16 protein-coding genes and 6 pseudogenes are annotated in these 25,594 nt (G+C 45.1%); 2 read left to right on the top strand and 20 right to left on the bottom strand.

Annotated features, from left to right (window positions below; genetic code table 11):
• Positions 1–61 precede the first annotated feature (61 nt).
• The 6 genes and pseudogenes from ACTWJ7_RS16115 to ACTWJ7_RS16090 all read right to left on the bottom strand — a co-directional run bounded on the left by ACTWJ7_RS16115 (position 62) and on the right by ACTWJ7_RS16090 (position 4,611).
• Positions 62–930 (bottom strand): annotated as a pseudogene (locus tag ACTWJ7_RS16115) (carbohydrate ABC transporter permease).
• Positions 931–942: 12 nt separating this feature from the next.
• On the bottom strand, positions 943–1,872 hold the full coding sequence (locus tag ACTWJ7_RS16110) for an ABC transporter permease (RefSeq protein WP_373456214.1): 930 nt from the start codon (positions 1,870–1,872) through the stop codon (positions 943–945).
• 581 nt (positions 1,873–2,453) lie between these two features.
• Positions 2,454–3,259 (bottom strand): annotated as a pseudogene (locus ACTWJ7_RS16105) (HAD family hydrolase).
• A 28-nt stretch (positions 3,260–3,287) separates the two neighbouring features.
• Positions 3,288–3,800 (bottom strand): hypothetical protein, encoded by a 513-nt coding sequence (locus ACTWJ7_RS16100; RefSeq protein ID WP_024630397.1) that lies wholly within the window; start codon positions 3,798–3,800, stop codon positions 3,288–3,290.
• A gap of 127 nt (positions 3,801–3,927) precedes the next feature.
• A complete protein-coding gene (locus ACTWJ7_RS16095; RefSeq protein WP_079349256.1) occupies positions 3,928–4,137 on the bottom strand; it encodes a DUF896 domain-containing protein in 210 nt (69 codons plus the stop codon).
• A gap of 96 nt (positions 4,138–4,233) precedes the next feature.
• Positions 4,234–4,611, bottom strand: coding sequence for a LysM peptidoglycan-binding domain-containing protein (locus ACTWJ7_RS16090; protein WP_301877348.1), 378 nt, complete (start codon positions 4,609–4,611; stop codon positions 4,234–4,236).
• Between the two features lie 315 nt (positions 4,612–4,926).
• Between ACTWJ7_RS16090 and lexA the strand changes: the two genes are divergently transcribed.
• The gene (gene lexA / locus ACTWJ7_RS16085; RefSeq protein ID WP_024630400.1) at positions 4,927–5,553 is read left to right on the top strand and encodes a transcriptional repressor LexA; all 627 of its coding nucleotides are present in this window, start codon (positions 4,927–4,929) and stop codon (positions 5,551–5,553) included.
• Positions 5,554–5,664: 111 nt separating this feature from the next.
• Here the strand turns inward: lexA and ACTWJ7_RS16080 are convergent, their stop codons facing one another.
• Positions 5,665–6,966 carry an aldehyde dehydrogenase gene (locus ACTWJ7_RS16080; RefSeq protein ID WP_301877349.1) on the bottom strand — a complete coding sequence of 434 codons (1,302 nt, stop codon included), beginning with the start codon at positions 6,964–6,966 and terminating at the stop codon, positions 5,665–5,667.
• A 380-nt stretch (positions 6,967–7,346) separates the two neighbouring features.
• Between ACTWJ7_RS16080 and ACTWJ7_RS16075 the strand changes: the two genes are divergently transcribed.
• Positions 7,347–8,006 (top strand): CatB-related O-acetyltransferase, encoded by a 660-nt coding sequence (locus ACTWJ7_RS16075; RefSeq protein ID WP_301877352.1) that lies wholly within the window; start codon positions 7,347–7,349, stop codon positions 8,004–8,006.
• Between the two features lie 218 nt (positions 8,007–8,224).
• Here ACTWJ7_RS16075 and glnA read toward each other — a convergent pair whose 3' ends face one another.
• The 13 genes and pseudogenes from glnA to mutS form a co-directional block, all read right to left on the bottom strand.
• Positions 8,225–9,553, bottom strand: a complete 1,329-nt coding sequence (gene glnA / locus ACTWJ7_RS16070; protein WP_024630465.1) for a type I glutamate--ammonia ligase — start codon at positions 9,551–9,553, stop codon at positions 8,225–8,227.
• Positions 9,554–9,682: 129 nt separating this feature from the next.
• Positions 9,683–10,096: a MerR family transcriptional regulator gene (locus tag ACTWJ7_RS16065; protein WP_024630466.1), complete on the bottom strand. Its 414-nt coding sequence runs from the start codon at positions 10,094–10,096 to the stop codon at positions 9,683–9,685.
• An 83-nt stretch (positions 10,097–10,179) separates the two neighbouring features.
• The gene (locus ACTWJ7_RS16060; protein WP_285080109.1) at positions 10,180–11,433 is read right to left on the bottom strand and encodes a methionine gamma-lyase family protein; all 1,254 of its coding nucleotides are present in this window, start codon (positions 11,431–11,433) and stop codon (positions 10,180–10,182) included.
• An 84-nt stretch (positions 11,434–11,517) separates the two neighbouring features.
• A pseudogene (gene hflX / locus ACTWJ7_RS16055) lies at positions 11,518–12,803 on the bottom strand (GTPase HflX).
• 120 nt (positions 12,804–12,923) lie between these two features.
• Positions 12,924–13,895 carry an AAA family ATPase gene (locus tag ACTWJ7_RS16050; protein ID WP_024630469.1) on the bottom strand — a complete coding sequence of 324 codons (972 nt, stop codon included), beginning with the start codon at positions 13,893–13,895 and terminating at the stop codon, positions 12,924–12,926.
• 109 nt (positions 13,896–14,004) lie between these two features.
• A complete protein-coding gene (locus tag ACTWJ7_RS16045; RefSeq protein ID WP_024630470.1) occupies positions 14,005–14,568 on the bottom strand; it encodes a DUF402 domain-containing protein in 564 nt (187 codons plus the stop codon).
• Between the two features lie 284 nt (positions 14,569–14,852).
• Complete coding sequence (locus tag ACTWJ7_RS16040; RefSeq protein ID WP_301877355.1) at positions 14,853–17,516, bottom strand: PBP1A family penicillin-binding protein; 2,664 nt, start codon at positions 17,514–17,516, stop codon at positions 14,853–14,855.
• Positions 17,517–17,684: 168 nt separating this feature from the next.
• Positions 17,685–17,927 (bottom strand): RNA chaperone Hfq, encoded by a 243-nt coding sequence (gene hfq / locus ACTWJ7_RS16035; protein WP_017687918.1) that lies wholly within the window; start codon positions 17,925–17,927, stop codon positions 17,685–17,687.
• A 234-nt stretch (positions 17,928–18,161) separates the two neighbouring features.
• Complete coding sequence (locus tag ACTWJ7_RS16030) at positions 18,162–18,383, bottom strand: hypothetical protein (RefSeq protein WP_301877370.1); 222 nt, start codon at positions 18,381–18,383, stop codon at positions 18,162–18,164.
• A gap of 248 nt (positions 18,384–18,631) precedes the next feature.
• Positions 18,632–19,578: pseudogene (gene miaA / locus ACTWJ7_RS16025) on the bottom strand (tRNA (adenosine(37)-N6)-dimethylallyltransferase MiaA).
• The gene (locus ACTWJ7_RS16020; protein ID WP_094937262.1) at positions 19,562–20,347 is read right to left on the bottom strand and encodes a class I SAM-dependent methyltransferase; all 786 of its coding nucleotides are present in this window, start codon (positions 20,345–20,347) and stop codon (positions 19,562–19,564) included. The pseudogene miaA and the gene ACTWJ7_RS16020 overlap by 17 nt, the downstream one beginning before the upstream one ends.
• 17 nt (positions 20,348–20,364) lie before the next feature.
• Positions 20,365–22,574: pseudogene (gene mutL, locus ACTWJ7_RS16015) on the bottom strand (DNA mismatch repair endonuclease MutL).
• A 21-nt stretch (positions 22,575–22,595) separates the two neighbouring features.
• Positions 22,596–25,397 (bottom strand): annotated as a pseudogene (gene mutS, locus ACTWJ7_RS16010) (DNA mismatch repair protein MutS).
• Between the last annotated feature and the right edge of the window lie 197 nt (positions 25,398–25,594).

The following is a 25,594-nucleotide window of genomic DNA, read 5'->3' as shown; positions in this document are numbered from 1 at the left end:
CCCCTGAATGTGGTTTAGATTGGCCTTGCAATCAAGATGTTGAACTATATTAGTGTCAGGATTACTGCTTAACAGATCCCAACATGATACCGGTTACAAAGTACCGTTGAACAAAAGGATAAATCGTTAAAATAGGCAAAATGGTGAGTACCATGGTGACCGATTTGATATTTGCAGAAATTTGAGTCAGATTATCGGCTGAAGCACCAGCCGAAGCACCACCGGTTGCACCTGCAATCATGTTGCGCAAGTAGATCGTAACCGGGAACAGTTCCTTTTGTCGAGATACAGGAAGGCTGGAAACCAGGAGTTCCAGTGTCCTACCGCGTAAAACAGAACCATCGTAGCCATGACAGCTTTACTCAGCGGTAGAATAATCCGTAACAAAATGCCATACGTATTCAGACCGTCGATAGCTGCCGCTTCTTCAAGTTCCTCAGGCATGTTTTCAAAAAATGATTTCATAATTAACATGTTATAAATGCTGATTGCGCCAGGCACAACCAATGCCCACATCGTATTATTGAAGCCCAGGGAGTTAATCAGGACGTAGTTAGGAATCAGGCCGCCACTGAAAAACATCGTAAAGACCGCGAACATGGTCAAAAACTTTCGTCCCATTAATCTCTTTTTGGATAAGGCATAAGCGAAAATGGTCGTCATGAACATGGAAATTAACGTACCTACAACGGTATATATAATTGTATTTTTATAGTTGGTCCAGAACATGCTGTCTCGAGATATGGTCTTGTAGGTTTCTACATTAAACCCTCTTGGGATAATACTTACCTTGCCTGAATTGATATAAGCCTCGCTACTGAAGGATTGGGCCACGACATTCAAAAACGGATAGAGCGTGATGAACACCACAAGCAGCAAAAAGATAGCGTTGAATACTTTAAATACTTTGTATGATTTTGATTCCAGCATATTGCTCCTCCTTTACCACAAGCTTCGTTGTGTCAGTCTGCGTGAAATGGCATTAACCGAGAATACCAGGATCAGTCCAATAATGGATTCGAACAAACCAATGGCGGTAGCATAACTGAAATTGCTGGACTGCAAACCTACCCGGTACAGATAAGTGGAAATCACGTCAGATGTCTCGTAGATCAGCGGATTGTAAAGGAGTAAAATTTTCTCAAATCCAACCGCAAGGAAATTTCCCATGTTCAAAATCAGCAATGTAACGATCGTTGGCAAAATGCCCGGTATGGTTATGTGGATGGTTTGCTTCCATCGGTTCGCACCATCGATCCGTGCTGCCTCATACAAAGAATCATCAATTGTCGTCAATGCAGCCAAATAAAGAATCGCTCCCCACCCCATACCTTGCCAAACCTCAGAGGTGATATAAATCGTTCTAAACCATTCCGCTCGCTGCATGAAAGGAATACTGTCTCCGGTGAAAAAAGAAACCATTCCGTTAATCGAGCCATTGACTGCCGTTAATTGCAGAATCATTCCGGCAACGATAACGATGGACAGGAAGTGCGGAAGATAAGAAGCGGTCTGCACAAACTTTTTGAAACGTTTGCTTTTCACCTCATTCAGCAGCAATGCAAAAATGATCGGAACTGGGAAGGTGAACAGTAGCGCGAGTCCACCGAGCATGAGTGTGTTTCCAAATACCTTCCAAAACGTTGGGTCTTGGATAAACATTTGAAAATACCTGAATCCAACCCACGTCTCTCCGAAAATACTGCCTCCTGGTACAAATCGTCTGAAGGCGATTACATTTCCGAGCATTGGCCCGTATTTGAAAATGATAAGATAGATAATTGGAAGAATTAACAGTGAGTATAATTGCCAATCTTTACGAAGCAGAGCTGCAGCCGTTCTTAACCTACTTTCTTTACGTAAAGAAGTCATCGTTAGTGTGGTTTTAGCGGTTTCCGACTCCATATGTTATTTCACTCCGATCCTTAGCTTGATAAACTAAAAGCGTTTTCGATCATTTCACATCATCTCTTCTTTTCGTAGAAGACAAGTAATCAGATGAACTTCTTCACCCCCACAGCAGAATAAATTAAAGAGATAATGTAAGCGATATCAATTTCGGGAATCCCTAGAGGTATCCATTGTTTAAGATGCTTACTGTCATTTGGTACTTCATGTTGCCCGTTATATTTCCAGAATTAATAGGTTTCCCTCAACTATGTAAAGCGCTTACAACGAATATGAAAATATTAGCGAATAACCCCCGCTCCCTCTTCATTCAAGTAAGTCAACAGATATTCGCTGCTTTCATTCGCATACTAGTCATACTAGTATGTTAGTTACATTCTAAATCAGCAGTTCTATAATTTCAATAACTTTTAGTAAAAAATTTTAAATTCGTTAATACGGTATAGTTTTAGCTACCCCAAAACAAAAAACATTGTAAGGTTTCATGGATGGAGTACATCTAATGAAATCTTACAATGTTTGGACAGAACACAAAAAAATACGATTTATGATGCACTAATAGAAAATTCAGCAATAATGCGTTCCAATTCGGATAAATGCTTGATTTCATGGTCAGGCACATACGATTCGGTATTAACTTTATTCTCACGGTTAATCCAAACAGACTGAATGCCTGCAGACAATGCTCCACGAATATCAGTCGTAAGCTTATCTCCAACCATCATGCTCTCCTCAGGCTGTACTCCCAGCTTACTCAATGCGTGCTCGAAAATCGAAGGGTCAGGTTTCCCTTTACCGAACGAACCCGAAATAATAATTTCGTCAAAAAAAGGAGCTAATTCCGGAACACCATCAAGTTTCTCTGTTGCAACGCAGGACAGCCGTTGGTTAAAAGCAAAAGCTTGAACTTCCCTTGTAGATGACTTAATGTTTCCAGCGTTTCTTCATAGACATGGGGTCTCGATCTCCGCTCTGCCCCAAATTGTGAGGCAAGTCTTTCCGCCAGATCTTCACGATCAACACCAAGCTTTAACAAGCCACGACGCCATGACTCTTTACGATATGCAGGTGCAATCTGCTCCAGCTGGCGAAACTCCGGCTGATCCCCACCCGTGAAGTTAGCCCAAAGACCTTCGAACGGGTTGATCCCAATCATTTTGGTAAACGAAAAAGTTTCATAGGACTCATATAGATTACGTGCCTCATTACGAACAGCTTCTTCAAGATCTTCCGGTTTAACTCCAGTCTCTTGCGCTGCGATCAGGCAAGTCTCATGAAAGGCCTCTCGAACACTGCGCTCATCCCACAGCAAAGTATCATCCAGGTCGAACAAAATCGCTTTTAACGCCATTTCGGTCATCTTCCCCTTTATGCAATAATTACTTTTTCTCGTAAGTTTCCACGGTGATCTGATGTGCTTTGGCGAATTTCAGAAGACGCTCAGTAATTGCATCGGTATCATAACGATTGAGTAGTTTGGTAAATACCCATCTCTTACCTCGTGCATTATGCTCAATCACAACTGTGCCTGGCTCAATTCTGAATTTCACGATATCGTCAACTCCAATTGAACGCTCGCGATTGCCCTTTGTCGTCAAAATCCGGTTAGTTCCTATTTTGACATATGGACGACGGAGCATGAAGATGACTGCCAAAAATACATACAGCAACATGGTTACCCAGTCCCAGGTGGTCATCGGCGCTTTAACAAGAAACGTACTCATAAAGAGATACAGGAATGCTAGTCCGATCAGAAAAATAGGAAACAGAAGGCTGCGTCCTTTGAATACGTCCTCACCTGGTGTACCGGAAACCGGTTGACCGCTTTTTTTACGTTGCTGATTCAACTGCTTAGAATTTTTCCGAACTGTTCTCTCGAACGAACGCGACATGAGAATCCCCCTTAGATGTTCTTTGTATCGGCTTACATAAATGCAAACCAACATTTCCCCCTATAATTTGCAACCTCTAGATAACAGGAAGAAACCTAAATATCATATATGATATCATTAGGTTTCCTTAATGTTTGAGTTTGCCTTGGTGGCCTTGATCATTCTCATCATCTACAATTTCAATCGAATCCAGCTGCTGTCTGAAATTGCTTCGAATGTTATTCAAATAGATCTCTCTAAGCTTGGCACGTTCAGCGAGCTCTTCCTCTGACAATCCAGTGGATTTTTGCTTACGGGCCAATTCATTAATACGTGCTACCAGACTATCTATATCCAAGCTTGTCCCCTCCAAAAATACAAAGTCTTATTAACTTTGACATGTTAAAGGCAGCTTGTCAAGCTGACACGCATTAGCGCGTGTGGATATGCAGTTTTATTTTGTGAATTGTGGCAGTATTAAGACTTGCCCCACCTTTATTGAAGTGGACTGAAGTTGATTCACTTTCTTAATTGCTTCTATATATACACGTGTATCCATCGTTTCCGGTTTATGATCCAATGATATACTCCACAGCGTATCTCCTTGTGAAACTGCCATCTTTCCTCCAGGCAACAAATCGTTCTCATTGCCTGCAAACACTGTTAGCACTGTACTGCAACCAACCAATATAATTAATGATACGATTATTAATTTCAACACCCAGGTTGGGATATTACCTATTGCAAAAACCTTTTTAAAATTTCTTATGTTAGTTTCAACCACTTCTGAATGCACCGGTTCGTAAATGCTTTGATAAGTAGAATATCTCATTAAATATCGACCTCCAAACGTTTGTTCCTATCCGTTAAAATCAATATAACACGAACACTTGTTTTGCACAATAACTTTTTAGAACAATTGTTCGCTTTTTTTTATTGAGTTCTATCACTCATCTTTCTTTTACTATCTTTCTTCTATAGTATGGCACTATCATTTGCAGTATTTGCTTAGATGCAAAATTCATTTTCATACAAATTCGCAAAAAAACATTGATTTTATGGCATTTTATTTAGAACTTATGTTTGTACGAACGGAGGTTCTATGTTATAATTTTCCCAAACGTTACTAAAATGGGGTTGATACGGTATGTCGAAGATATCCAGCAGGCAACAGGCTATTCTGGAGTTTATACGCAATGAAGTCCGGTTGAAGGGGTATCCTCCTTCCGTACGCGAAATTGGTGAAGCCGTTGGATTGGCTTCCAGCTCTACAGTACATGGACATCTGGATCGTTTGGAGAAGAAAGGTCTAATTAGACGTGACCCAACCAAACCAAGAGCCATTGAGCTTCTCAGCCAGGAAGAGTCAGAGCATTCACATCAGTTTGCTCACAGCGTTGCTCGCATTCCTGTCGTGGGTAAAGTTACTGCAGGGGTTCCAATCACAGCAACAGAAAATATCGAAGATTATTTCCCTCTTCCTACGCATTATGTGGGCGAACAGAAAGTATTTATGCTTTCGGTCGTGGGAGACAGTATGGTTGAAGCAGGCATTGTTAACGGAGATTATGTTATCGTACGTCAGCAGCAAACTGCAGATAACGGCGATATCGTAGTAGCCATGACTGAAGACGATGAAGCAACGGTAAAAACGTTCTACAAAGAGAAAGATCATATTCGTCTTCAACCGGAAAATTCGACTTTTGAACCTTTGCGTTTGAAACACGTTAGCATTCTGGGCAAAGTCATTGGGCTTTTCCGTGATATTCATTAATATGTTTTGAAGCAGCTTAGATGTTTCACAATAAGATACTTAAAGAGGTTGTCCCGTTGAACGGGACAACCTCTTTTCTGCCTACTGCTTATATTGCTCTACGTAAGCTTGTTATTCACTGCGTTTAAGAATGCTCTTATGATGAGAAAACACATCAAAGCTCTGTTGACCATGGTAGGAACCCATTCCACTTTCTCCTACTCCGCCAAACGGAAGATAATGTGAAGTCATATGAGACAATGTGTCATTTATGCAACCACCACCAAAAGATACTTGATTCAGAACCTGATCCTGCAGAGCCTCATCCTTAGTGAAGAGATATAATGCAAGTGGTTTTGGACGGCGAATAATCTCATCTAGCATAGGATTGAGGTCTTTAAACTTAAATACAGGAAGGATCGGACCAAAGATCTCTTCTTGCATCACAGGGGAATTCCAATCCACATGTCCCAATACTGTTGGTTCTATAAGCAGCTGATCACGCTCAGAACGTCCCCCAATCAGTGCTTTGCCATCTTGGAGCAACACCGATAATCGGTCGAAGTTACGCCCGTTGACAATATGCGGAAAATCTGCGTTTTGCATCACATCATCTCCGAATTTATCCTGAATCTCTGCATCGATCAATTCCAGTAATTTGTCATGTACATTCTCGTGTACAAGCAGGTAGTCCGGAGCGACACAGGTTTGTCCAGCATTCAGAAATTTACCGCGAACAATGCGCTGAGCTGCCAGCTGCAAATCTGCATCCTGGTGAACAATGACCGGACTCTTGCCACCTAGTTCAAGCGTAACCGGAGTCAAATGCTCGGCAGCAGCCTTCATAACGATACGGCCAACACCTGTACTGCCTGTAAAGAAAATATAATCAAACTTTTCCTTCAATAATGCTGTACTTGTCTCAACTTCCCCTTCCACAACTGCCAGGTACTCAATAGGAAATATCTCATGAATCAAATCATAAGTCAGACGTGATACCGCAGGAGTTAATTCCGACGGCTTAATAATGGCACAGTTACCTGCAGCAATGGCTCCAATCAGAGGACCAAAGGCCAATTGGAACGGATAGTTCCACGGTGCAATAATAAGAGCAACGCCATAAGGTTCAGGATAAATCAGGCTTGTGCCATCAGGTATAGCAGAATTTGTAGGCACAGGTTTTGGTGTAGCCCATTCCTCCAAGTGTTCCAATGCAAAATCCAGTTCACCCAATACGATGCGAATCTCTGAGCCATAAGCTTCTGTTTCGGATTTATTGAGATCGGCACGAAGTGCATCAAGAATACGTTGCTGATACTTCTCAATTCCCTGTCTTAATTGCTGAAGAGCACGAATACGGTACTCAATCGGCTTGGTCTGACCTGTATAAAAAAATGTCCGCTGTGCGGCAACGAGTTGTTTCTCTTGTTCCATATCAACATCTCCAATTAATTGTTCAAAATTTAATTTCTAAAAATATAAATAAATTATACTGTAATTATATGAAACTATCAACATATAGATACTGTAAAAACAGAGAAAAAAATTAGAACGTTCTCTTTTTTCATAGACGCGCTTTTCCGTCTAATTAAAATTCTACATTTTTCTCTTCATCATATACATTTTGAGCGAGAATACTTACACACATCTCTTTATGAGAATAGGATTGACAAAAAGAGGTCATTGCTATAATCGCCCTCATATCTTAAGGAAGGATGATTTAGATGGTTCGTCGTCTAAAAAAGCTAAAGAATGTAGCTACCGTATCAAGCTTCTAAGTTGCCCAGATATAACTTAGAAGCGAGGAAATTAAAATGAATATAAACCAATTTAGTCACTGGTCTGATATTAAGTATTTGAAGGATATTGTAACTAATCCATTAATTGAAGTCGGCGATTACTCCTATTACTCTGGTTATTACGATAACAATTCTTCTTTTGAAGACGGATGTGTGAGATATTTATGGGGAGATGAAAAATCGAGGAGCTTGTTCAATCCGATTGAGGAATTTGGATGGCAATTAGATCGATTAATTATTGGTAATTATGTATGTATCGCAGCCGGTGTCGTCATTCTTATGGGAGGAAATAACAATCATCATGCGGAGTGGATCACTGTTTATCCGTTTGCTGATCAAATTAGCCATTCCTTCTCACCCAAAGGAGATACCGTTATCGAAAGCGATGCATGGATCGGCATGAATGCCATGATTATGCCAGGTGTTACCATTGGTGAAGGTGCAATTGTTGCAGCAGGTTCTGTTGTAACAAAAGATGTTGCCCCTTATACGATCGTTGGTGGCAATCCTGCAAAAGAAGTAAAGAAGCGTTTCTCAGAAGAAGAAATCACGAAGTTAATTGAAATGCGCTGGTTTGATTGGAAGAGAGAATGGATTGAAGCAGCCACTCACTTACTTTCTAGCTCTTCTATTGATGGGTTATATGATTACTATTTATCAGAAATTAAGGACTAAGACCTATAGATATAAAGCCAGATAGAATAATATTCTATCCGGCTTTTTTAATTAACGAATAAGCTGATGAAGGAAGTTAAGCATTCACGAATGATATGCTTGATCACCATTATTTTTTGGGAGCCATTTTGGGGGACATTACTTTTTATCGTCAATTTCATTCCCTTGCCCACAAAAAGAAAAAACCCTCAGCGCTAGAGCGCCAAGGGATTGAGCTATTAGTACAATGTAATGTATTGATCGCGTTCCCATTGGTGGACTTGTGTTCTATACATGTCCCACTCAATTTCTTTCAGCTCATAGAAGTGAGCCAGGGCGTGGTCGCCGAGAGCATCACAGATAACTTCGCTGCGGATCAATTCGTTCAATGCTTCTTTCAGGTCAGCTGGCAAGCTTGGAATGCCTTCTTCCACACGCTCTTCTTCTGACATGATGTAGATGTTACGGTCAATCGGAGCTGGTAAGGAAAGCTCACGTTTGATTCCGTCCAGACCTGCTTTCAATAAAACAGCCAAAGCCAAGTAAGGGTTAGCAGCCGGATCCGGATTACGAACCTCAACACGTGTACTCAGACCACGGGAAGCTGGAATACGGATCATTGGGCTACGGTTACTGGCGGACCATGCTACATAACAAGGGGCTTCATAACCTGGTACAAGACGTTTGTATGAGTTCACTGTTGGGTTCGTAATTGCTGCAAACGCACGCGCATGCTTCAAAGTTCCAGCCATGAAGTGACGTGCAGTTTTGCTCAGACCCAGCTCGTCCGACTCGTCTACGAATGCGTTCACTTTGCCTTGGAACAAGGATTGGTTACAGTGCATACCGGAACCGTTCATACCAAACAGCGGTTTCGGCATAAAGGTAGCATGTAAACCATGCTGACGTGCAATCGTTTTAACAACGAGTTTGAACGTTTGGATCTGGTCTGCTGCTTTTAGAGCATCAGCATATTTAAAGTCGATCTCATGCTGACCTGGAGCTACCTCATGGTGGGAAGCTTCGATCTCAAAGCCCATTTCTTCAAGTGTGATAACGATGTCACGACGACAGTTTTCACCAAGATCCGTAGGCGCAAGGTCGAAATATCCACCTTGGTCATTCAGTTCGTTAGTCGGGTTTCCTTTTTCGTCTGTTTTGAACAAGAAGAACTCTGGTTCAGGACCGACGTTGAAGGAAGTGAATCCCATTTCTTCGGCTTCTTTCAGGTTTCGTTTCAAGATGCCACGCGGATCTCCTGGAAACGGATTACCATCCGGAAGATATACGTCGCAAATCAGTCGAGCAACACGGTTCTCGGCTACCCAAGGGAAAATCAGCCAAGAATCGAGATCCGGATAGAGGTACATGTCGGACTCTTCAATACGAACATAACCTTCAATGGAAGAACCATCAAACATCATTTTATTGTCCAGAGCCTTGGTAAGTTGGCTCACAGGAATTTCAACGTTTTTGATTGCTCCAAGCAAATCGGTAAATTGCAAACGAACGAATCGTACATTTTCTTCTTTTGAGATGCGTAGTATGTCTTCTTTAGTAAAACTCACGATACCCTCTCCCTTTCTTCTCTCCGTAATTGGCTTGCCTGTTATATTTGTACATTAGAATATTGCATGGGTCAAGGAGTCCTCCTACCTAAAAGCAGGATTTCCCCTGACCTACGAGGTTATACGAATTTATTTTTTATTAAAGAAACGGGAAAGCTCTCCCTGAATGAGAGATACTTGTCCAGGTCTCTTACCTGACACCAGTTGTTGTTTCAACAGACGGTGCAGTTGGGAGTCCGAAAGTTCTCTGCGTTTCACTTCCGTATCGGGTGTAATAACAGTCGCTTCTTCTGACTCCTTGGATACAGGATTCATCACTTGTTTAATACCCGCGATGTTAACTCCTTTTTCAATCAGAGCCTTGATTTCCAGCAATCGTTCTACGTCATTGAAAGAGAACAAACGCTGATTACCTGACGTTCTCGCAGGAACAATCAAGCTGTGCTGCTCATAATAACGAATCTGACGCGCGGACAGATCCGTAAGTTTCATTACAATACCTATCGGGAATAAGGCCATATTTCTGCGAATTTCGTCACCCATCATTCATCAACCTTCCAGTCATCTTTTCTTCACTCTATTGTACAGTTAGTTATTACTAAGTGTCAATGATGTGTTAGATAAACTCACAATAATTTGCGTTCTTTCATCGTCTGTAATGCCATCAAAACGCCATATTTAACATGAGAGTATGTTAAACCACCCTGCATATAGCCAATATAAGGCTCACGGATAGGTGCATCTGCTGACAATTCCAGACTTCCACCCTGTATAAACGTACCTGCCGCCATGATGACAGGGTGCTCGTAACCCGGCATGTCCCACGGTTCAGGAACTACATGGCTATCTACTGCAGCAGCCCGCTGTATTCCTTGCACAAAGGCAATTAAATGCTCGGCCGTACTGAATTGTACAGCCTGAATCAGATCTGTACGCATCTCGTTCCATGCCGGTTTGGTTACAAATCCGGATGCAGCAAACATCGCCGCAGCGAATGTGCTCCCTTTAATGGCCTGTCCTACAATTGTCGGAGCCATGTAAAGTCCTTGGTAGATGCCACGAGTTGTTCCCAACATCGCGCCAACCTCACCGCCGATTCCGGGCGCAGTCAAACGATAGGCAGCCAATTGTACGTACTTTTCCTTCCCGCATATGTATCCACCGGTTTCCGCCAGACCTCCACCGGGATTTTTAATCAGTGAACCTGCCATTAGGTCCACCCCAATTTCAGTTGGTTCACGTTCCTCCGTGAATTCACCATAACAGTTATCCACAAAAACGATGACATCTTCCTTGATCGCCTTTACACGTGTAACCATATCAGAGATTTCTTCAATACAGAAGGAAGATCTCCAATCATATCCTCTGGAGCGTTGAATACCAATGACTTTTGTCGCTGCATTGATACTTTTCTCTACCGCCACCCAATCTACTCCGCCATCTTCTAACAGAGCCGTCTCTTGATAGCCAATGCCGAAATCCCGTAACGATCCTGTTCCATCACCAGGCTTGCCAATGACCTTATGCAATGTGTCATAGGGCTTACCCGTAATGTACAACAATTCGTCGCCTGGACGGAGTACGCCAAACAAAGCCGTAGCAATGGTATGTGTACCTGATGCAAAATGGGGACGCACCAGTGCCGCCTCTGCACCGAACACATCGGCATACACTTCATCAAGTACCTCACGCCCGCGATCGTTATAAGCGTACCCCGTTGAACCCGCAAAGTGAAAATCGCTGACTTTTCTACGCTGAAAAGCATTAATTACTTTCCATTGGTTATGATCGGTGATACGGTCAATCTGTTGCAATTGCCCTTCAATTTGACGTTCAACCTGTTGTTGTAGTTCAATAATCTCTGAATCAAAACTTGCCATCTTGCTTCATTCCCCTTCATAGCACGAATCTGACGTCAAATATCAATTATCGTGTCAACTTATCATACAAATATGTCATCGACGTTACAGTTGTATGAAATCTTCAAGTAAATAACCGAATTTTTCATATTCGCCTTTTTGCAGTTCCACTTCATAAATTACATCATTATCTTCAAATGTGGTCTCAACTACATCACCAATTTTGTAAAGTACAGATGTAAGATCACCACGGTCAGCCGGAATACGGAACCGTTTGGTAGCGCCAGTCAATTCAGCCTGGATAAGCTCACGAATTTTCAGCAAGTCATCTGCATCCAGAGCGCTCACTTTGATATGTTCTTTATCCAAAGGAAGCATTTCCAGCTGCTCCGGTGTACAAGCATCCTTTTTGTTATACAATACCAATTGAGGCTTGTCCCTGAACCCAGTTGCTGCAAAATCGTGTGTACCGTTCTCATCTGGTCTTCACGCATTGCAGATGATGCATCGACCACATGTAATATAAGGTCCGCTTCATTCACTTCCTCCAGCGTTGCACGGAAAGCGGCAATCAGATCATGAGGAAGGTTTTGTATAAACCCTACCGTATCTGTGAGTACGATTTCTTTACCACTTGGCAGTTCCATCGTCCGTGAGGTCGGATCCAGTGTGGCAAACAGCTGATCTTGAATGTACACATCTGCCGCCGTTAATTGTTTAAGCAAGGTCGATTTACCCGCATTCGTATAACCTACAAGGGCTACCTGAACGATCCCCGTCTTTTTACGACGTTCCCGGTGCAGCTTGCGATGACGCGTCACTTCTTCCAAATGACGCTTCAAGTCATCTATACGGCCACGAATATGTCGACGATCCGTCTCCAGTTTACTTTCACCTGGACCCCGCGTTCCAATTCCGCCACCAAGTCTGGACAAATTCTTCCCGTGACCCGACAAACGTGGTAACAAATAGCTCAACTGAGCCAACTCAACCTGGATAATACCTTCTCTTGTGTTGGCGCGCTGCGCAAAGATATCCAAAATCAGCTGGGTGCGGTCAATAATTTTGAGATCCAACGCTTCTTCCAGGTTACGAACTTGAGCACCGGACAGCTCCTGGTCAAAAATAGCTGTTGTTGCTCCCATTTCCTCAGCCACTGCACGAAGTTCTTCCACTTTCCCCTTACCAATGAACCATTTGGTGTCCCGGGTTTTCAGGTTCTGTGACAATACACTCAGCACTTCCACGCCTGCCGTCTCGGCGAGTTTTACCAACTCCTCAAGGGAGTACTCCGGGTTAATACCCGAACGTTTGACCTCATCGGTAACCAGACTCACCAACACGGCGCGATCCTTCTTCACCATATCTGTATCATGTGTGCCATTTGTCATCGTGTATATTCACTCCTTCTACTACGTCTCCGCATATATTCTGTGTCACCATGCTTACATGGCATGCTTTAAGCCGAAACCGGTTAACCCGGCCGGCTGCGTTAAAAATTATATTATCGCTTACTTTTGCTCAAACTTCAAATCCTCTGTGCGGATGGTCATCAGCTCTAGTTTTCCCGGATTCCCCTGGGTATACTGCTCCAATAATCGAACGGCCTGATGTCGAATCGATCGTTCAATGGCATTTCGGACATATCGGGCGTTGCTGAACGCATGAAGAGACTCATTTTTTTCCTGAAGCAGATGCTGCTTTAATTTGAGTATGGTCTGTGGCATGAGAATATAGTCACGTTCCTTGGCCATAATTTCAGAGATTTGAATCAATTGATCAATGCTATAGTCCGGAAATTCAACCTGGATCGGAAAACGGGAAGGTAATCCGGGGTTGGTCTGCAGAAAAAAATCTATCTCTTCCGAGTATCCAGCCAGGATGAGGATAAATTGATTCTTATTATCTTCCATTGATTTCACAAGTGTGTCGATAGCTTCCTTCCCAAAATCCTTCTCGCCCCCGCGAGCCAGACTGTACGCCTCGTCAATAAACAAGATTCCTCCCAAAGCCTTCTTGACCAAATCCCTCGTTTTCTGTGCAGTATGCCCGATGTATTCCCCGACCAGATCTGCACGTTCCACTTCAATGAGATGACCCTTACTCAGAACTCCCATCTTCTGAAACAGCTTCGCAACGATCCGTGCTACCGTTGTTTTTCCAGTTCCCGGATTGCCTTTAAAAATCATATGATACACGTGCGCCCCACTTATCAGTCCTGCTTCGGTACGCATCTGGGCAATCTGTAAGAAAGCATAGATTTCAAATACCAAATCCTTGATATTTTCCAGTCCAACCAGTTGCTCCAATTCACCTTGAATTTCCTGAAAGTGCGCATGCTTGGCTAAGCCTTTTGCTGCCTGTATTGCCGTCTCTTCTTCTTTGACCAGCATCTGAGGCTCCTGGTTACGCAAAACAACATTAATTTGTCTGGATGGTCTGCCTCCCGGTTGCCCTCCTGCAGCCATGACCCGTCCGTTCATTCGCCATCACCTCTATTTTATCGGGCTGAACTCTCCTGATTATTAATGTATTCTATCAGGTGCTCTAATATTAGAAGGATGATGAAGAATTCTACGACTTTTCCATGACTCAAATCTGAATATTTTTTCTGAACTCCCCATTCTCAAACAGGGTTTGTCTATGCTTCAGAGACAGTTGGAAATAAGGAAACACATGTGCATCAATGGCATGCAACAAGTCCTTTGCTGTCCGGTTAGCCAGATCGTAATCCCCCGTCGTAATGTGCTTACGTGAAAGAGCATCTTCAAGTTCATCCTCGTCCAGCAAAAATATTTCTCCATCCTTCAGGACGACGACATCCAGATACAGATCATCAAACCACGGAACACCCTGATCAGTTATGCCCTGACTGCGGCAAGTATCAATATACCATTCAACAATCCGCTCCTGATCGTCAAACATAGCCGTTACAACAAAATGCTCGCCTTTGGGATAATACTGCAGCCAGGAATAACCTTTATCCGCAATGCAGAAGGTACTTCCTCCATAGGTTTTCCACAAAGGCTCTTTCAAATCTTGTATCGTATACAGCGTAATGTAACCTGTGAAAATTTTGGATTGAACGAACCGGCATGTAAATTGTCGGTTCGTAATCCGGCGCCAGTTCGCGCGGTCCCCGAATTTCCGTTTCATACGAACCCCTCTTTGCCGACTACAGGTCCGTGACCTGCTGAATATTGGTGAACAGCGAATACCGTCCGCATTACCGATTCCACAAGTCCCTGAATCGACTTTGCACAACGTATTACGAATAGTTACAGCTTACCATATTTAAGTTATACACTCAAAATCAAGCTTTGTCCCATCTGTTGCAGGGCTCTTGTTCCACTCCAAACATTACACAAACCCAAAAGCCTGCATCCCCAACGTCAGGGAGCAGGCTTTTGGTTGTAATTATTTAATGCGGTTTATTCTCATTAACCACCGGTTCCAGCTTGGGAATCTGGCGGTGCATTCGTCTCACCCGTGTTACCGCTGTTTCCACTATCTGGTGGTGTGACTACCTCACCCGGTGTCGTTACAGACCCATCATTGGAACCCTCACCCGTACCTCCAGGTTCTGTTGTTCCCTGTCCAGGCGGCGTGTTTCCTTCTCCGGTCTGTCCGTTACCTTGACCTGTCCCGCCGTTGTTTCCATTATTCCCGTTACCATTGTTGCCATTTTCATTTCCGTTGCCGTTGCCGTTGCCATTGTTCCCCTCAGAACTTCCATTCCCCGGAGAACCGTTGTCCGGATTTTCTGTTCCCGGCTGTCCGGTCCCCGGTTCCGTTCCTGGCTCCGTGCCCGTATCTGGCTGTTCCGGTACCAATTCCTCCGCTTCAATCATCAGCGATATGGTATTGGACGGATCCGTCTCCAGTCCAGAGGCAAGATCATAGGCTGTTACATAATACTCATAAGTAAGCCCAGGGAGCGCACTTAAATCTTGTGCACTGGTCGAACCTACAGCATCAATGAGATGGGTGAACTGTCCTTCGGAAGATTCTTTCCGATAAATCCGATACTGTGTTGACGAATCGCCTGTTGCAGTCCAGTTCAGTGACACCGTTTGTGTAGATGGATCGTAAGAACCATTCAACCCGCTAACAGAAAGCGATGGTTGCTCTGGTTCTTTTTCCGGCGGAGGTGGTGTCTGGGCTCCTGCTGGAGTTTTGAAGTCCTTCACAGGCACTCCTTTTAACGCATCCCCCATAACCTTGGCAAAGAACGCCGCTGACAGCTTACTGCTATTCTTGAGCATATGGTTTGCATCAGGATTGTCATAACCCATCCATACTGCAGCAGTCCATTCTGGCGTGTATCCGACAAACCAAACATCACGGTTGGCACTGTTGCCGGAAATACCACTTTGAACGGTTCCTGTCTTACCAGCAACCGGTCGATCCAGACGTGCGGAACGACCTGTACCGTCATTCACCACGTTTTGCAGCATCTGCGTCAGGGAATATGCATTTTGCTCACTCATGACACGTGTTGTATCCGATTTATCATGTTTAAAGGTCGTTTTCCCGGAACTATCCTTAATTTCCTTAATGGAATACGCCTGCTGGTACTCACCCAGATTGGCAAATGCACTATAGGCTTGCGCCATTTCCAGCGTATTCGTACCTTTGCTAAGACCACCCAGCGCAATCGCCAGGTTTTTGTCTTCATCCGTAAGCTGAATACCTACGCTTTTTGCAAACTGAACACCTGTATTCACACCAATTTTATTTAAGAGCCATACTGCCGGGATGTTCTCCGATTTTGTAATGGCATCCGTCATGCTAATGGTTGAAGAATAACCATGCAAGTTACCCGGACAGTAATTCCCGAAGCACTGCTTTTCATTACTGAGAGGTGAGTTTGCATTGTAATCACCTGACTCAAGTGCAGGTGCATAAGTCACAATCGGTTTAAATGCCGATCCAGGCTGTCTGCGACTCTGTGTTACCCGGCTGTAGCCCTTTGTTTGATAATCCCGTCCGCCCAGCAAAGCGACGAGACTACCATTTTCATGGTTCATAATTACCATGGAGCCTTGAACGGGTTGATCATCTTTACTTGACTCAAACAAGCTATCATCCGAGAACGCACTCTCCATGGCTGTTTGAGCCTGAGCATCCATCGTCGTGTAAATTTTGTACCCGCCGATATTCAGATCATCCTCCGTTTTACCAGTCACTTTTTCCGCTTCACGCAGAACATAGTCAATAAAGGCTTGATACTTCTGCTCTTTCTCAGGTGGAGTATAGTCATAATCTACTTCTTTGGCTTCATCCATCTCCGCCTTGGTGATATAACCTTGCTCATACATCAGCTGCAATACCACGGCGCGGCGTGCCTTGGAATCGTTGGGATTGCTCAACGGGTTATAGGCAGAAGGCCCTTTAGGCATCGCTGCCAGCGTAGCAATTTGCCAAATTTTTAATTTGTTAAGGTCAGATACCCCAAAATAAAATTCAGACGCTGCCTTAATCCCATAACGCTGATGCCCGAAGAAAATCCGGTTCAAATACATCGTCAGAATTTCGTCTTTTGTGTACTTGCGCTCCAATGCCATCGCAATGGATACTTCCGTTGCTTTACGGAAGAAGGTCTTGTCACGGGACAAGAACATATTTTTCGCAAGCTGCTGGGTCAACGTACTGCCGCCCTCCACCATGGAGCGGGCCATGACGTCTTTTACCGCCGCCCGTCCGATGGACCAGATATCCACGCCCTGATGCTCGTAGAATCGTTTATCCTCGGTCGCAACAAAGGCTTCCTTTACTAATTCCGGAATATCCTCTTCTTTGACTGGCTCCAGCTTTTGAATGGACAACTCGCCCATTAACTGTCCGTTGCGATCATATACTTTCGAAGTTTCATTGATTGTTGTTTTGTCCATATTGGCTTTGAGCAGCTTTTCCCCACTCACCATAATAAATAAATATCCGCCAAGTGCACAGAATATGGCGATTGCCATGGTAAAAAACAGTGTCCATCCAACGCGTTTACCCGTAATTTTTTTCTTTTTAGAGGTCTTTGGCTTCGCTTTTTTGGATGACTTGTTATTACTGTTGCGATTGTTAGACCTCGACAACGGATCGTTTGGCATGTTACCTCCTGACTCCCTTTCGGTTGCATAATTTCTATTCGTCTGCTGGCTCAAGCTTCTATAAAGCTTATTTACCCCGGAATGAAAAGAACAACCCTTATTAAGGTTGCTCTGTTTCAATTCCTATACGTGTAGACGAAATGGTTGATAAAAAGGTTTCGTAATTTTTTAAGCTTCGCCGCTATTATCTTGCTGCATCAGCGATACGCTGCGTTGCGGCGTGAACGTGGAGATGGCGTGCTTGTAGACCATTTGCTGGCGTCCGTCGCTGTCAATGACGATCGTAAAATTGTCAAATGCCTTGATCGTTCCGCGGATTTGAAAGCCATTGGTCAGATAGACCGTAGCTGGAATGTTTTCTTTCCGCAGTTGGTTCAAGAACGTATCTTGGATGTTGATGGACTTGTTCATTAGCCGTACCCCCATTGGTTCATTTGAATTCGTGTTTAAGTAATATTCAATATCGCTGAGTAGCTTTCGTGCTATTATATCATGAACGGATTCATATAATCCACAAAAACCCCTTGTCTGCTATTTTGCACCTTTGCCAACGCTTCGCCTGCAACTAGAAGACTTATCCATTATACACCGCTTGCCGGAATTGCAAAAGAGGGACAAATTCTCCCTTTTCGCCTGCATTCCTCTTCACTTCTCCTGACCTGTAAACGGTTTCCCTTCTTCGCTGGCTAACGTCATATTTTGCCGATTTCTTCTATCTTCGATTAAGAGTTTCAGGTATGTATTGGTATGGATTAGAACGATAATTAACCAAATCAAGGCAACTAGACCCGCAATGGCAAACCCAATTCCAAATAATCCTGAGAAAAAGAAATATAAACTTGCCACTCCGCTCGGTTCCGCACTCATACAATCTCCCCCTTCCGATGTAAAGCCTTTCACCCAAACTAACAAGCGCATTTTATAATATTTTATTTTTTTAATTATTTTAATATTTATGTTATTTTTTTACAACAATTTTCTTCAATAGAATCCTCACAGGCTTCCTATAACTGCCTTATTGTAATCACGATTTCATATAAAAAACCTCTACCTTTCATTTCTAAAAGATAGAGGTTCTATAGTCCTAAACAGGTGGCAATACCCACCTTCTATATTCAGTCAAATTTGCGTTTGATCAGCTCACATACGTGGGCATAATTGCCTGCAAAATCTTCGGTATCCGTCATATCTACCCATTCAATGTCCTTCATATGACGGAACCAGGACAATTGCCGCTTGGCAAACCGGCGCGTATCCCTTTTCAGCCACTCTACAGCAGCCTCCCAGCTTACTTCACCCTGAAGATAAGCCGCAATTTCCTTATAGCCGAGTCCCTGCATGGAGATATGCCCTCTCGCTACGCCGCGCTCCAGTAATGACTTGACCTCGTCTACCAACCCCTGCTCGATCATAAGATCAATTCGCTCTTCCACTCGGGCATACAGTTTCTGACGATCCATCGTCAAACCCACAATGAGCAGGTCATATGGAGACTCTTTTTCTGGGTAGCCAGCTGCTCGGATAACTTCTCACCTGTGAGGTGATAAATCTCAAGTGCACGAACAATTCGTCGCTGGTCATTCGGATGCAGTCGTTCTGCGCTAACTGGATCAATGACCCTTAGCTTATCATGTAACGCCTGCGGGCCATACTGCTCGGCATAACGGAACTGTTCATCCCGAAACGCTTCATCCGAGCCGCTGTCCGAGAATTGAAAGCCATAACTTACCGATTCCACATACAGACCGGTACCCCCAACAATAAAAGGCAACTTGCCGCGCTCATGAATTTCCCCAATCAGACGTGTGCAGCTCTCCTGAAATTCCGCCACCGAATAGGGGTATTCCGGTTCATGGATGTCAATGAGGTGGTGGGGTACACCCTTCATTTCATCGCGAGTAATTTTGGCCGTCCCGATATCCATTTCGCGATATACCTGCATGGAGTCCCCTGAAATAATCTCACAATTGAACGCCTGTGCAAGCTCAATACTCATTCTCGTTTTGCCTACAGCTGTTGGTCCGACCAGCACAAGCAGCTTCGGTTTAACTTCCGCTTTCAACATTAATCACTCCGTACAGTGTTTTTGCATTGCCCCGGTCGTGTACTTCAAAACCGAGTCTCGTAAACTCCGCGCTGCCGCGCTTCTCTTTCATGACCACCCGCTTGCGGGCAACCCTTTTCGCTTCAATAATGCTCTGTTCATCCAATGCATTGTGATTTGCATAATCCCGCAAAGGCTTGATGCCACTTGAATCCATCATCGGTTCACGGAACATGGGGTCAAAATAGACCGTGTCACAGCTTCGATCCGGCAAGGAGCGCAGTAAATCGAGATGATTTGCATGACGCAGCTCAATGCGCCGGAAAGCTTCATTTACCGCAGGCTTAATACTCTCATATTGGGACATTCCCTCTACTAGCAGCGTATAAAGCGGAAGGGAACTTTCGCATGCAATCACTCGGCCACTTTTGCCTACTGCAACCGAGAATACCAGTGCATCCGTGCCCAATCCTGCTGTACAGTCGATAACGGTATCCCCTTCAAGTACAGCCCCCGCCTCCAGCATCGGGTCAGCCTCTCCATTTAACACACGTTTGGCGCGTACAAATCCCATACTGGGGTGGAACTCAAGCAGCGGTGAATCCGGACGAAACAAACGTACTTTACCCTGAAGTACAACCAGAACCTCATCTATCCCATAATGTGCGACCAGTGCAGGCAAAGACATTTTTTGGCGCGATATATAGGTCCCTCCCGTTGTTTCCGCAAGGTTTCGTGCACGTTCCACAAGGTGGCCTGCTTCCTTTTCACCGGTTGTAATATACATAACTTCCTCCTAAATAGCTACATGACCCGTTTGAACAATTTCTCCAGATCATAGGTTGAAAATGACACCACAATCGGTCGCCCGTGTGGACAAGTATATGGTTGACGGCAGGAACCAAGACGCTGAATCAATACTTCCGCCTCCTGATCCGTCAATTTCTGATTGGCTTTGATAGAAGCCTTGCAGGAGCACATAATGGACGCCGCTTCTCTCATCTTGGCAACATCAATACTACGTTCACTCAGAACCCATTCTGACATCTCTTCAATAATGTCCTTCTCATCCCCTTTGGGGAACCAGAACGGATGGGAACGCACCGGAAGGTCTGTCCGCCGAAATGTTCCAAATACACACCTGCCTGCTCGAACCAAGCCAGTCTTGTTTTGAGCTTTTCGGTCTCGGATGGTGTGAACTCCAGTGTAATGGGCAGCAGCAGCTCCTGCGAAGCTTGAGCCGGATTGCCAAACTGCTCGTAGTAATACTCATAATTCACTCGTTCATGAGCCGCGTGCTGATCGATCAGATATAGACCGTCTTGATTTTGGGCAATCAAATACGTCCCATGGTGCTGTCCAATCAGGCTTAATTCAGGAAATGCAGGCATCGAAACATCTGATTTAACAGCAGATGCCAGTCTTGCCGGGTCCGGTAAACTTGCAGCCTTCCAGCTCCGCTCTCCTTTTGCACCCAGCGCAGACGGATTATAAGATGAACGACCTTCTCTAACCGGAGAATTCACCGAATGGGAACGATAGGCAGAAACAGCACCCTGTGTAGCAGGAGCAGATGGCCCATTATCCTCTACGGAAGGTGCGGCATCTTGCGAAGCACGATCTTCAGCAGCACCGTTATTTCCACTCACAGCAGAAGCTGGACCGCTATGGGAATTTTCGTTATCACTATAATTATGCTTCAGTACATTAGATCCTGATTCCCCGCTTATCATCCCAAATGGATCATAGGAGGGCGGTATCTCAGGTGGAGCTTCAGGCAACGGTAACATCTGACCCATACCATTTCCATCAGGACCTGATTGCACATCGGCCGGAGCATCCAGATCATCATCCTCAGGAGTCAATTTACCAAGCTCAGGCTGTTTCCCCAACGGACCTTGTTGCCCATAACCTGCCGATTCGGTTTCATCCTTCAAAGGACCTCTTGGAAAGAGGAATTGCTCCTGAATAAAGGAACTGTTGTCTCCACGTCTGATTTGCTGCTTGGTTACCTGTGGAATAAGCACTTCCTGCCGCAATATACCTCGCAGTGTAGTTTCAACAAACTCGTACAGCTCTGCTTCCTTGCTGAAACGAACTTCCAGCTTCGCCGGATGTACGTTCACATCGACCAGGGACGGATGCATTTCCAATTGCACCACGACAAGCGGATACCGATTAATAGGCAGCAAGGTATGATACGCCTTTAGAATAGCCTGATTGAGACCGTAATTCCGAATATATCGTCCATTCACAATGGTTGACATGCCGCCACGATTGGCACGAGTCCATTCCGGCAAACTGATGAGCCCGCTCACACGATAATCCAGATTTTCACCCTGGATCGGGAGCATCGCTTTGGCAGCACTTGTACCATAGATCGCTGCCACCACTTGCAGCAGATCCCCGTTCCCCAGCGTCTGAAGCAGCACATTCTCATTATGACGCAGCCTAAACGAAATGTTTGGATGAGACATCGCCATTCGGTAAAGTACATCCGAGATATGACCCAGCTCGGTCTGGATCGTTTTCATATATTTAAGTCTGGCAGGCGTATTGAAAAATAGTTCTTTCACTGCAAACTCTGTGCCTTGAGGTGAGGTTGCATCCTCATGGGAGCAAAGTTTGCCGCCCTCAATTACGATACGGCGCCCTCGCCCGTCATTTCCACTGGCCGATAACACTTCTACCTTAGATACAGCGGCAATACTCGCCAGGGCTTCTCCACGGAATCCAAGACTTGTGATTTGGAACAAATCGCGGCCCTGGGCTATTTTGCTGGTTGCATGACGATAAAAGGCTGTTTCCATATCCTCAGCCTCGATACCGGAACCGTTGTCTTTGACACGAATGCTGAGCAGGCCGCCCTCTTCCACTGTTACTTCAATTTTGGTGGCACCTGCATCTACCGAGTTTTCCAACAACTCCTTGACAACTGAAGCAGGCCGTTCAACGACCTCACCTGCCGCAATCTGGTTGGCAATATGTTCATCAAGTACATGTATTTTCGCCACAGGTTTTCCCCTCCCCTATACTCAGGATAGTTGCTGTGCCTTCAACTTAAGATCATTCAATATCTGCATCGCTTGAAGCGGCGTCATGTTCATGACATCAATATCTTTCATATGACGGATAAACTCCCGGGCGGGCTTGTCAACCGCAACCACATCCGGTTTCGGAGTTACACTTGGCTCGTCATCACCAAATATGGACAGTTGAACCACGTCCGCATGTTTGGAGCCCGACTGCTGCTTGCCATTTTGTTTCTTGTCGTTTTGTTTACCTGCTGAATCTTCACTCGAAACTGTGAACTCGGCAGGTACCGCAGACTCGCTCTCCCGGATCAATGACGAATGATCTGCAGCTTGGAACTCCGCACCGCCTCGCACATCAACGCCAATCTGCTGTTTGCTATTCCCTGCATATTCGCTGCCGACTGCAACTTGGGCTGCCGCATGTTCGAAACCGTGCAGCAAGCCATTCGCCCGCTCAATGATGCTGTCTGGCAGACCTGCAAGCCGTGCACAATAGATCCCATAGCTGCTGCTGGCAGCCCCGGCAATCAATTTGCGCAGGAAATTAACCTTGTCCCCACTCTCCTGAACGGCCATGGAGTAATTCGCCAACTTGTCCAGACTCTCTTCCAGATGAGCAAGCTCATGGAAATGAGTGGATACAAGCGCTTTGCAGCCAATGATATCATGCACATATTCAATAACGGACTGAGCAATGGCCATACCTTCACTAGTGGATGTTCCACGTCCCAATTCGTCGATAATAATCAGACTGCGTGGTGTTGCTTTATCCGTCATCACCTGAATGTCAGCCATCTCCACCATAAACGTACTTTGCCCGCCAATGAGGTCGTCTGCTGCACCAATTCGTGTGAAAATGCGATCCATGATCGGCACTTCAGCTTGTCCTGCCGGCACAAAACAGCCAATCTGAGCCAGAATCGAAATCAGTGCCACCTGCCGCATATACGTACTTTTCCCCGCCATATTCGGACCGGTAATCAGCAGAATGTGCGCCTCGTCCTTCTGCATTGCAGTATTGTTGGCGATGAAAGCTCCATCTCGCATCACCGCTTCAACCACCGGATGACGTCCCTGTTCCACGACCAGATCATACCCATCAGTCAATGTAGGCTTTACGAAATTGCGCTCTGCACTGATGACCGCAAAGGATTGATACACATCAATCTCAGCGACCAGCTCAGCCAACTTCTGCAGCCTGGCGATTTCCTGATTGAGCCGTTCACGCAATTCCGCGAACAAGCCGTACTCAATATCGACCATCTTGTCCTGCGCTTCGAGAATCAGTGTTTCCTTCTCTTTCAGTTCGGGCGTAATATAACGCTCGGCATTGGCAAGAGTCTGCTTCCGCTCATAACGGCCTTCCGGCAAAGAAGCCAGATTCGACTTGGTAATTTCAATATAGTATCCAAATACTTTGTTGTAACCGATTTTCAGAGAACGAATGCCGGTCGCTTCGCGCTCTCTGGCTTCCAGCTCTGCAATCCACTGCTTGCCATTCACCGATGCTTCCCGGAGCTCGTCCAGCCTCTCATGATACCCCTCGCGAATTAAGCCACCATCTCGTACCGACACAGGCGGCTCATCAACGATTGCCTGACCGATTGCATCTCGCAAATCATTGCAATCATCCATAACACTAGCAATGTGCTGCAGCGTTGTGGAAGGCGAATCTGCACAATACTGACGCAGCCCCGGAATTTTGTCCAATGACAGCTTGAGTGCATTCAGATCCCGTCCGTTAGCGTTACCAAAGGCAATTCGACCCACCAGACGTTCCAGATCATAGATGTCTTTGAGTTCAGCACGCAGATCTTCCCGCAATATAAACTGGTTATACAGTGTATCTACCGCTTCCAAACGCTCATTGATTTTTCCTTTTTGCAGCAAGGGTTTATCAACCCAACGACGCAGCATTCGTGCACCCATGGACGTCTCTGTGCGGTCCAGCAGCCATAACAGCGAACCTTTTTTGGAACGCTCACGTACGGTTTCCACCAGTTCCAGGTTACGCCGAGTAAACGGGTCCAGTATCATAAAGTGGTCAGGCTCATACGTTGAAACCTGTGTCAATTGTCCGAGTGAACGCTTCTGTGTCTCACTTAAATAGGAGAAAAGACGCGCTATACACGCTTGGCGTTCAGGCTCCAGACGTGCCCATACCGCTTCGCCGAATTGCTGACGCACCAAATCTTCTTTACTCTTCGTCCACGGCGTGTACACCACAGGTCGACCAATTGGAGATGCCTGGGTAGCCACCGTATCCAGCAGCGCAGCATCCCCACCAGTTCCGAAGGTTCGTAGATCCCGATTTCATCCTTGAGCCATTCTTGGGAGTATGGAACTGAGGTCACGTAGAGTTCCCCAGTAGACAAGTCACAGGCAGCCAGTGCAAGTGTGTTCTGGTTTCCTGTCAGGCAAACCATATAGTTATTGGACTTATCCCCAATGTCTTGCCTTCCATCACCGTTCCCGGTGTAATGACTCGTACAATTTCACGCCGTACCATGCCTTTGGTTACCGTTGGATCTTCCATCTGTTCACAGATGGCCACTTTGTATCCTTTTTCAATCAAGCGCTGTATGTAATTGTCAGCCGAATGATAAGGCACGCCGCACATCGGGATCTTATCTTCTCCACCTCCAGCGCGAGCTGTTAATGTGATTTCAAGCTCACGGGAAGCATTGACCGCATCCTCAAAGAACAATTCATAGAAATCACCTAATCTAAAAAAAGAAAAGCGTCCTGCGCTTCGGCCTTCACTTGCAAATATTGTTGAATCATTGGCGTATACTGAGCCATGAGTATCCTCCATCCGTTCCAATGTTGTCAGGAAGAGACGCTGTACCGGAAGGAGCAATAAGGCGGTCAGGCAACTGATTCGTGCCACCGCCTCATGTTTCGGCCATCCGCCGCGTCCCTCACAGGTTGCTGTTCCATTTCTTCCGTAACGATGATCAAAATCGACTTATTTCTCATTATACCAAAAAAGTGCCCAC

It is taken from the genome of Paenibacillus sp. 1A_MP2 (assembly GCF_052244825.1).
In the GTDB taxonomy this organism is placed as follows: Bacteria; Bacillota; Bacilli; order Paenibacillales; family Paenibacillaceae; genus Paenibacillus; species Paenibacillus vandeheii.
Note: the sequence above shows the minus strand (reverse complement) of the source record. Positions and strands in the feature narration are given on the sequence as shown.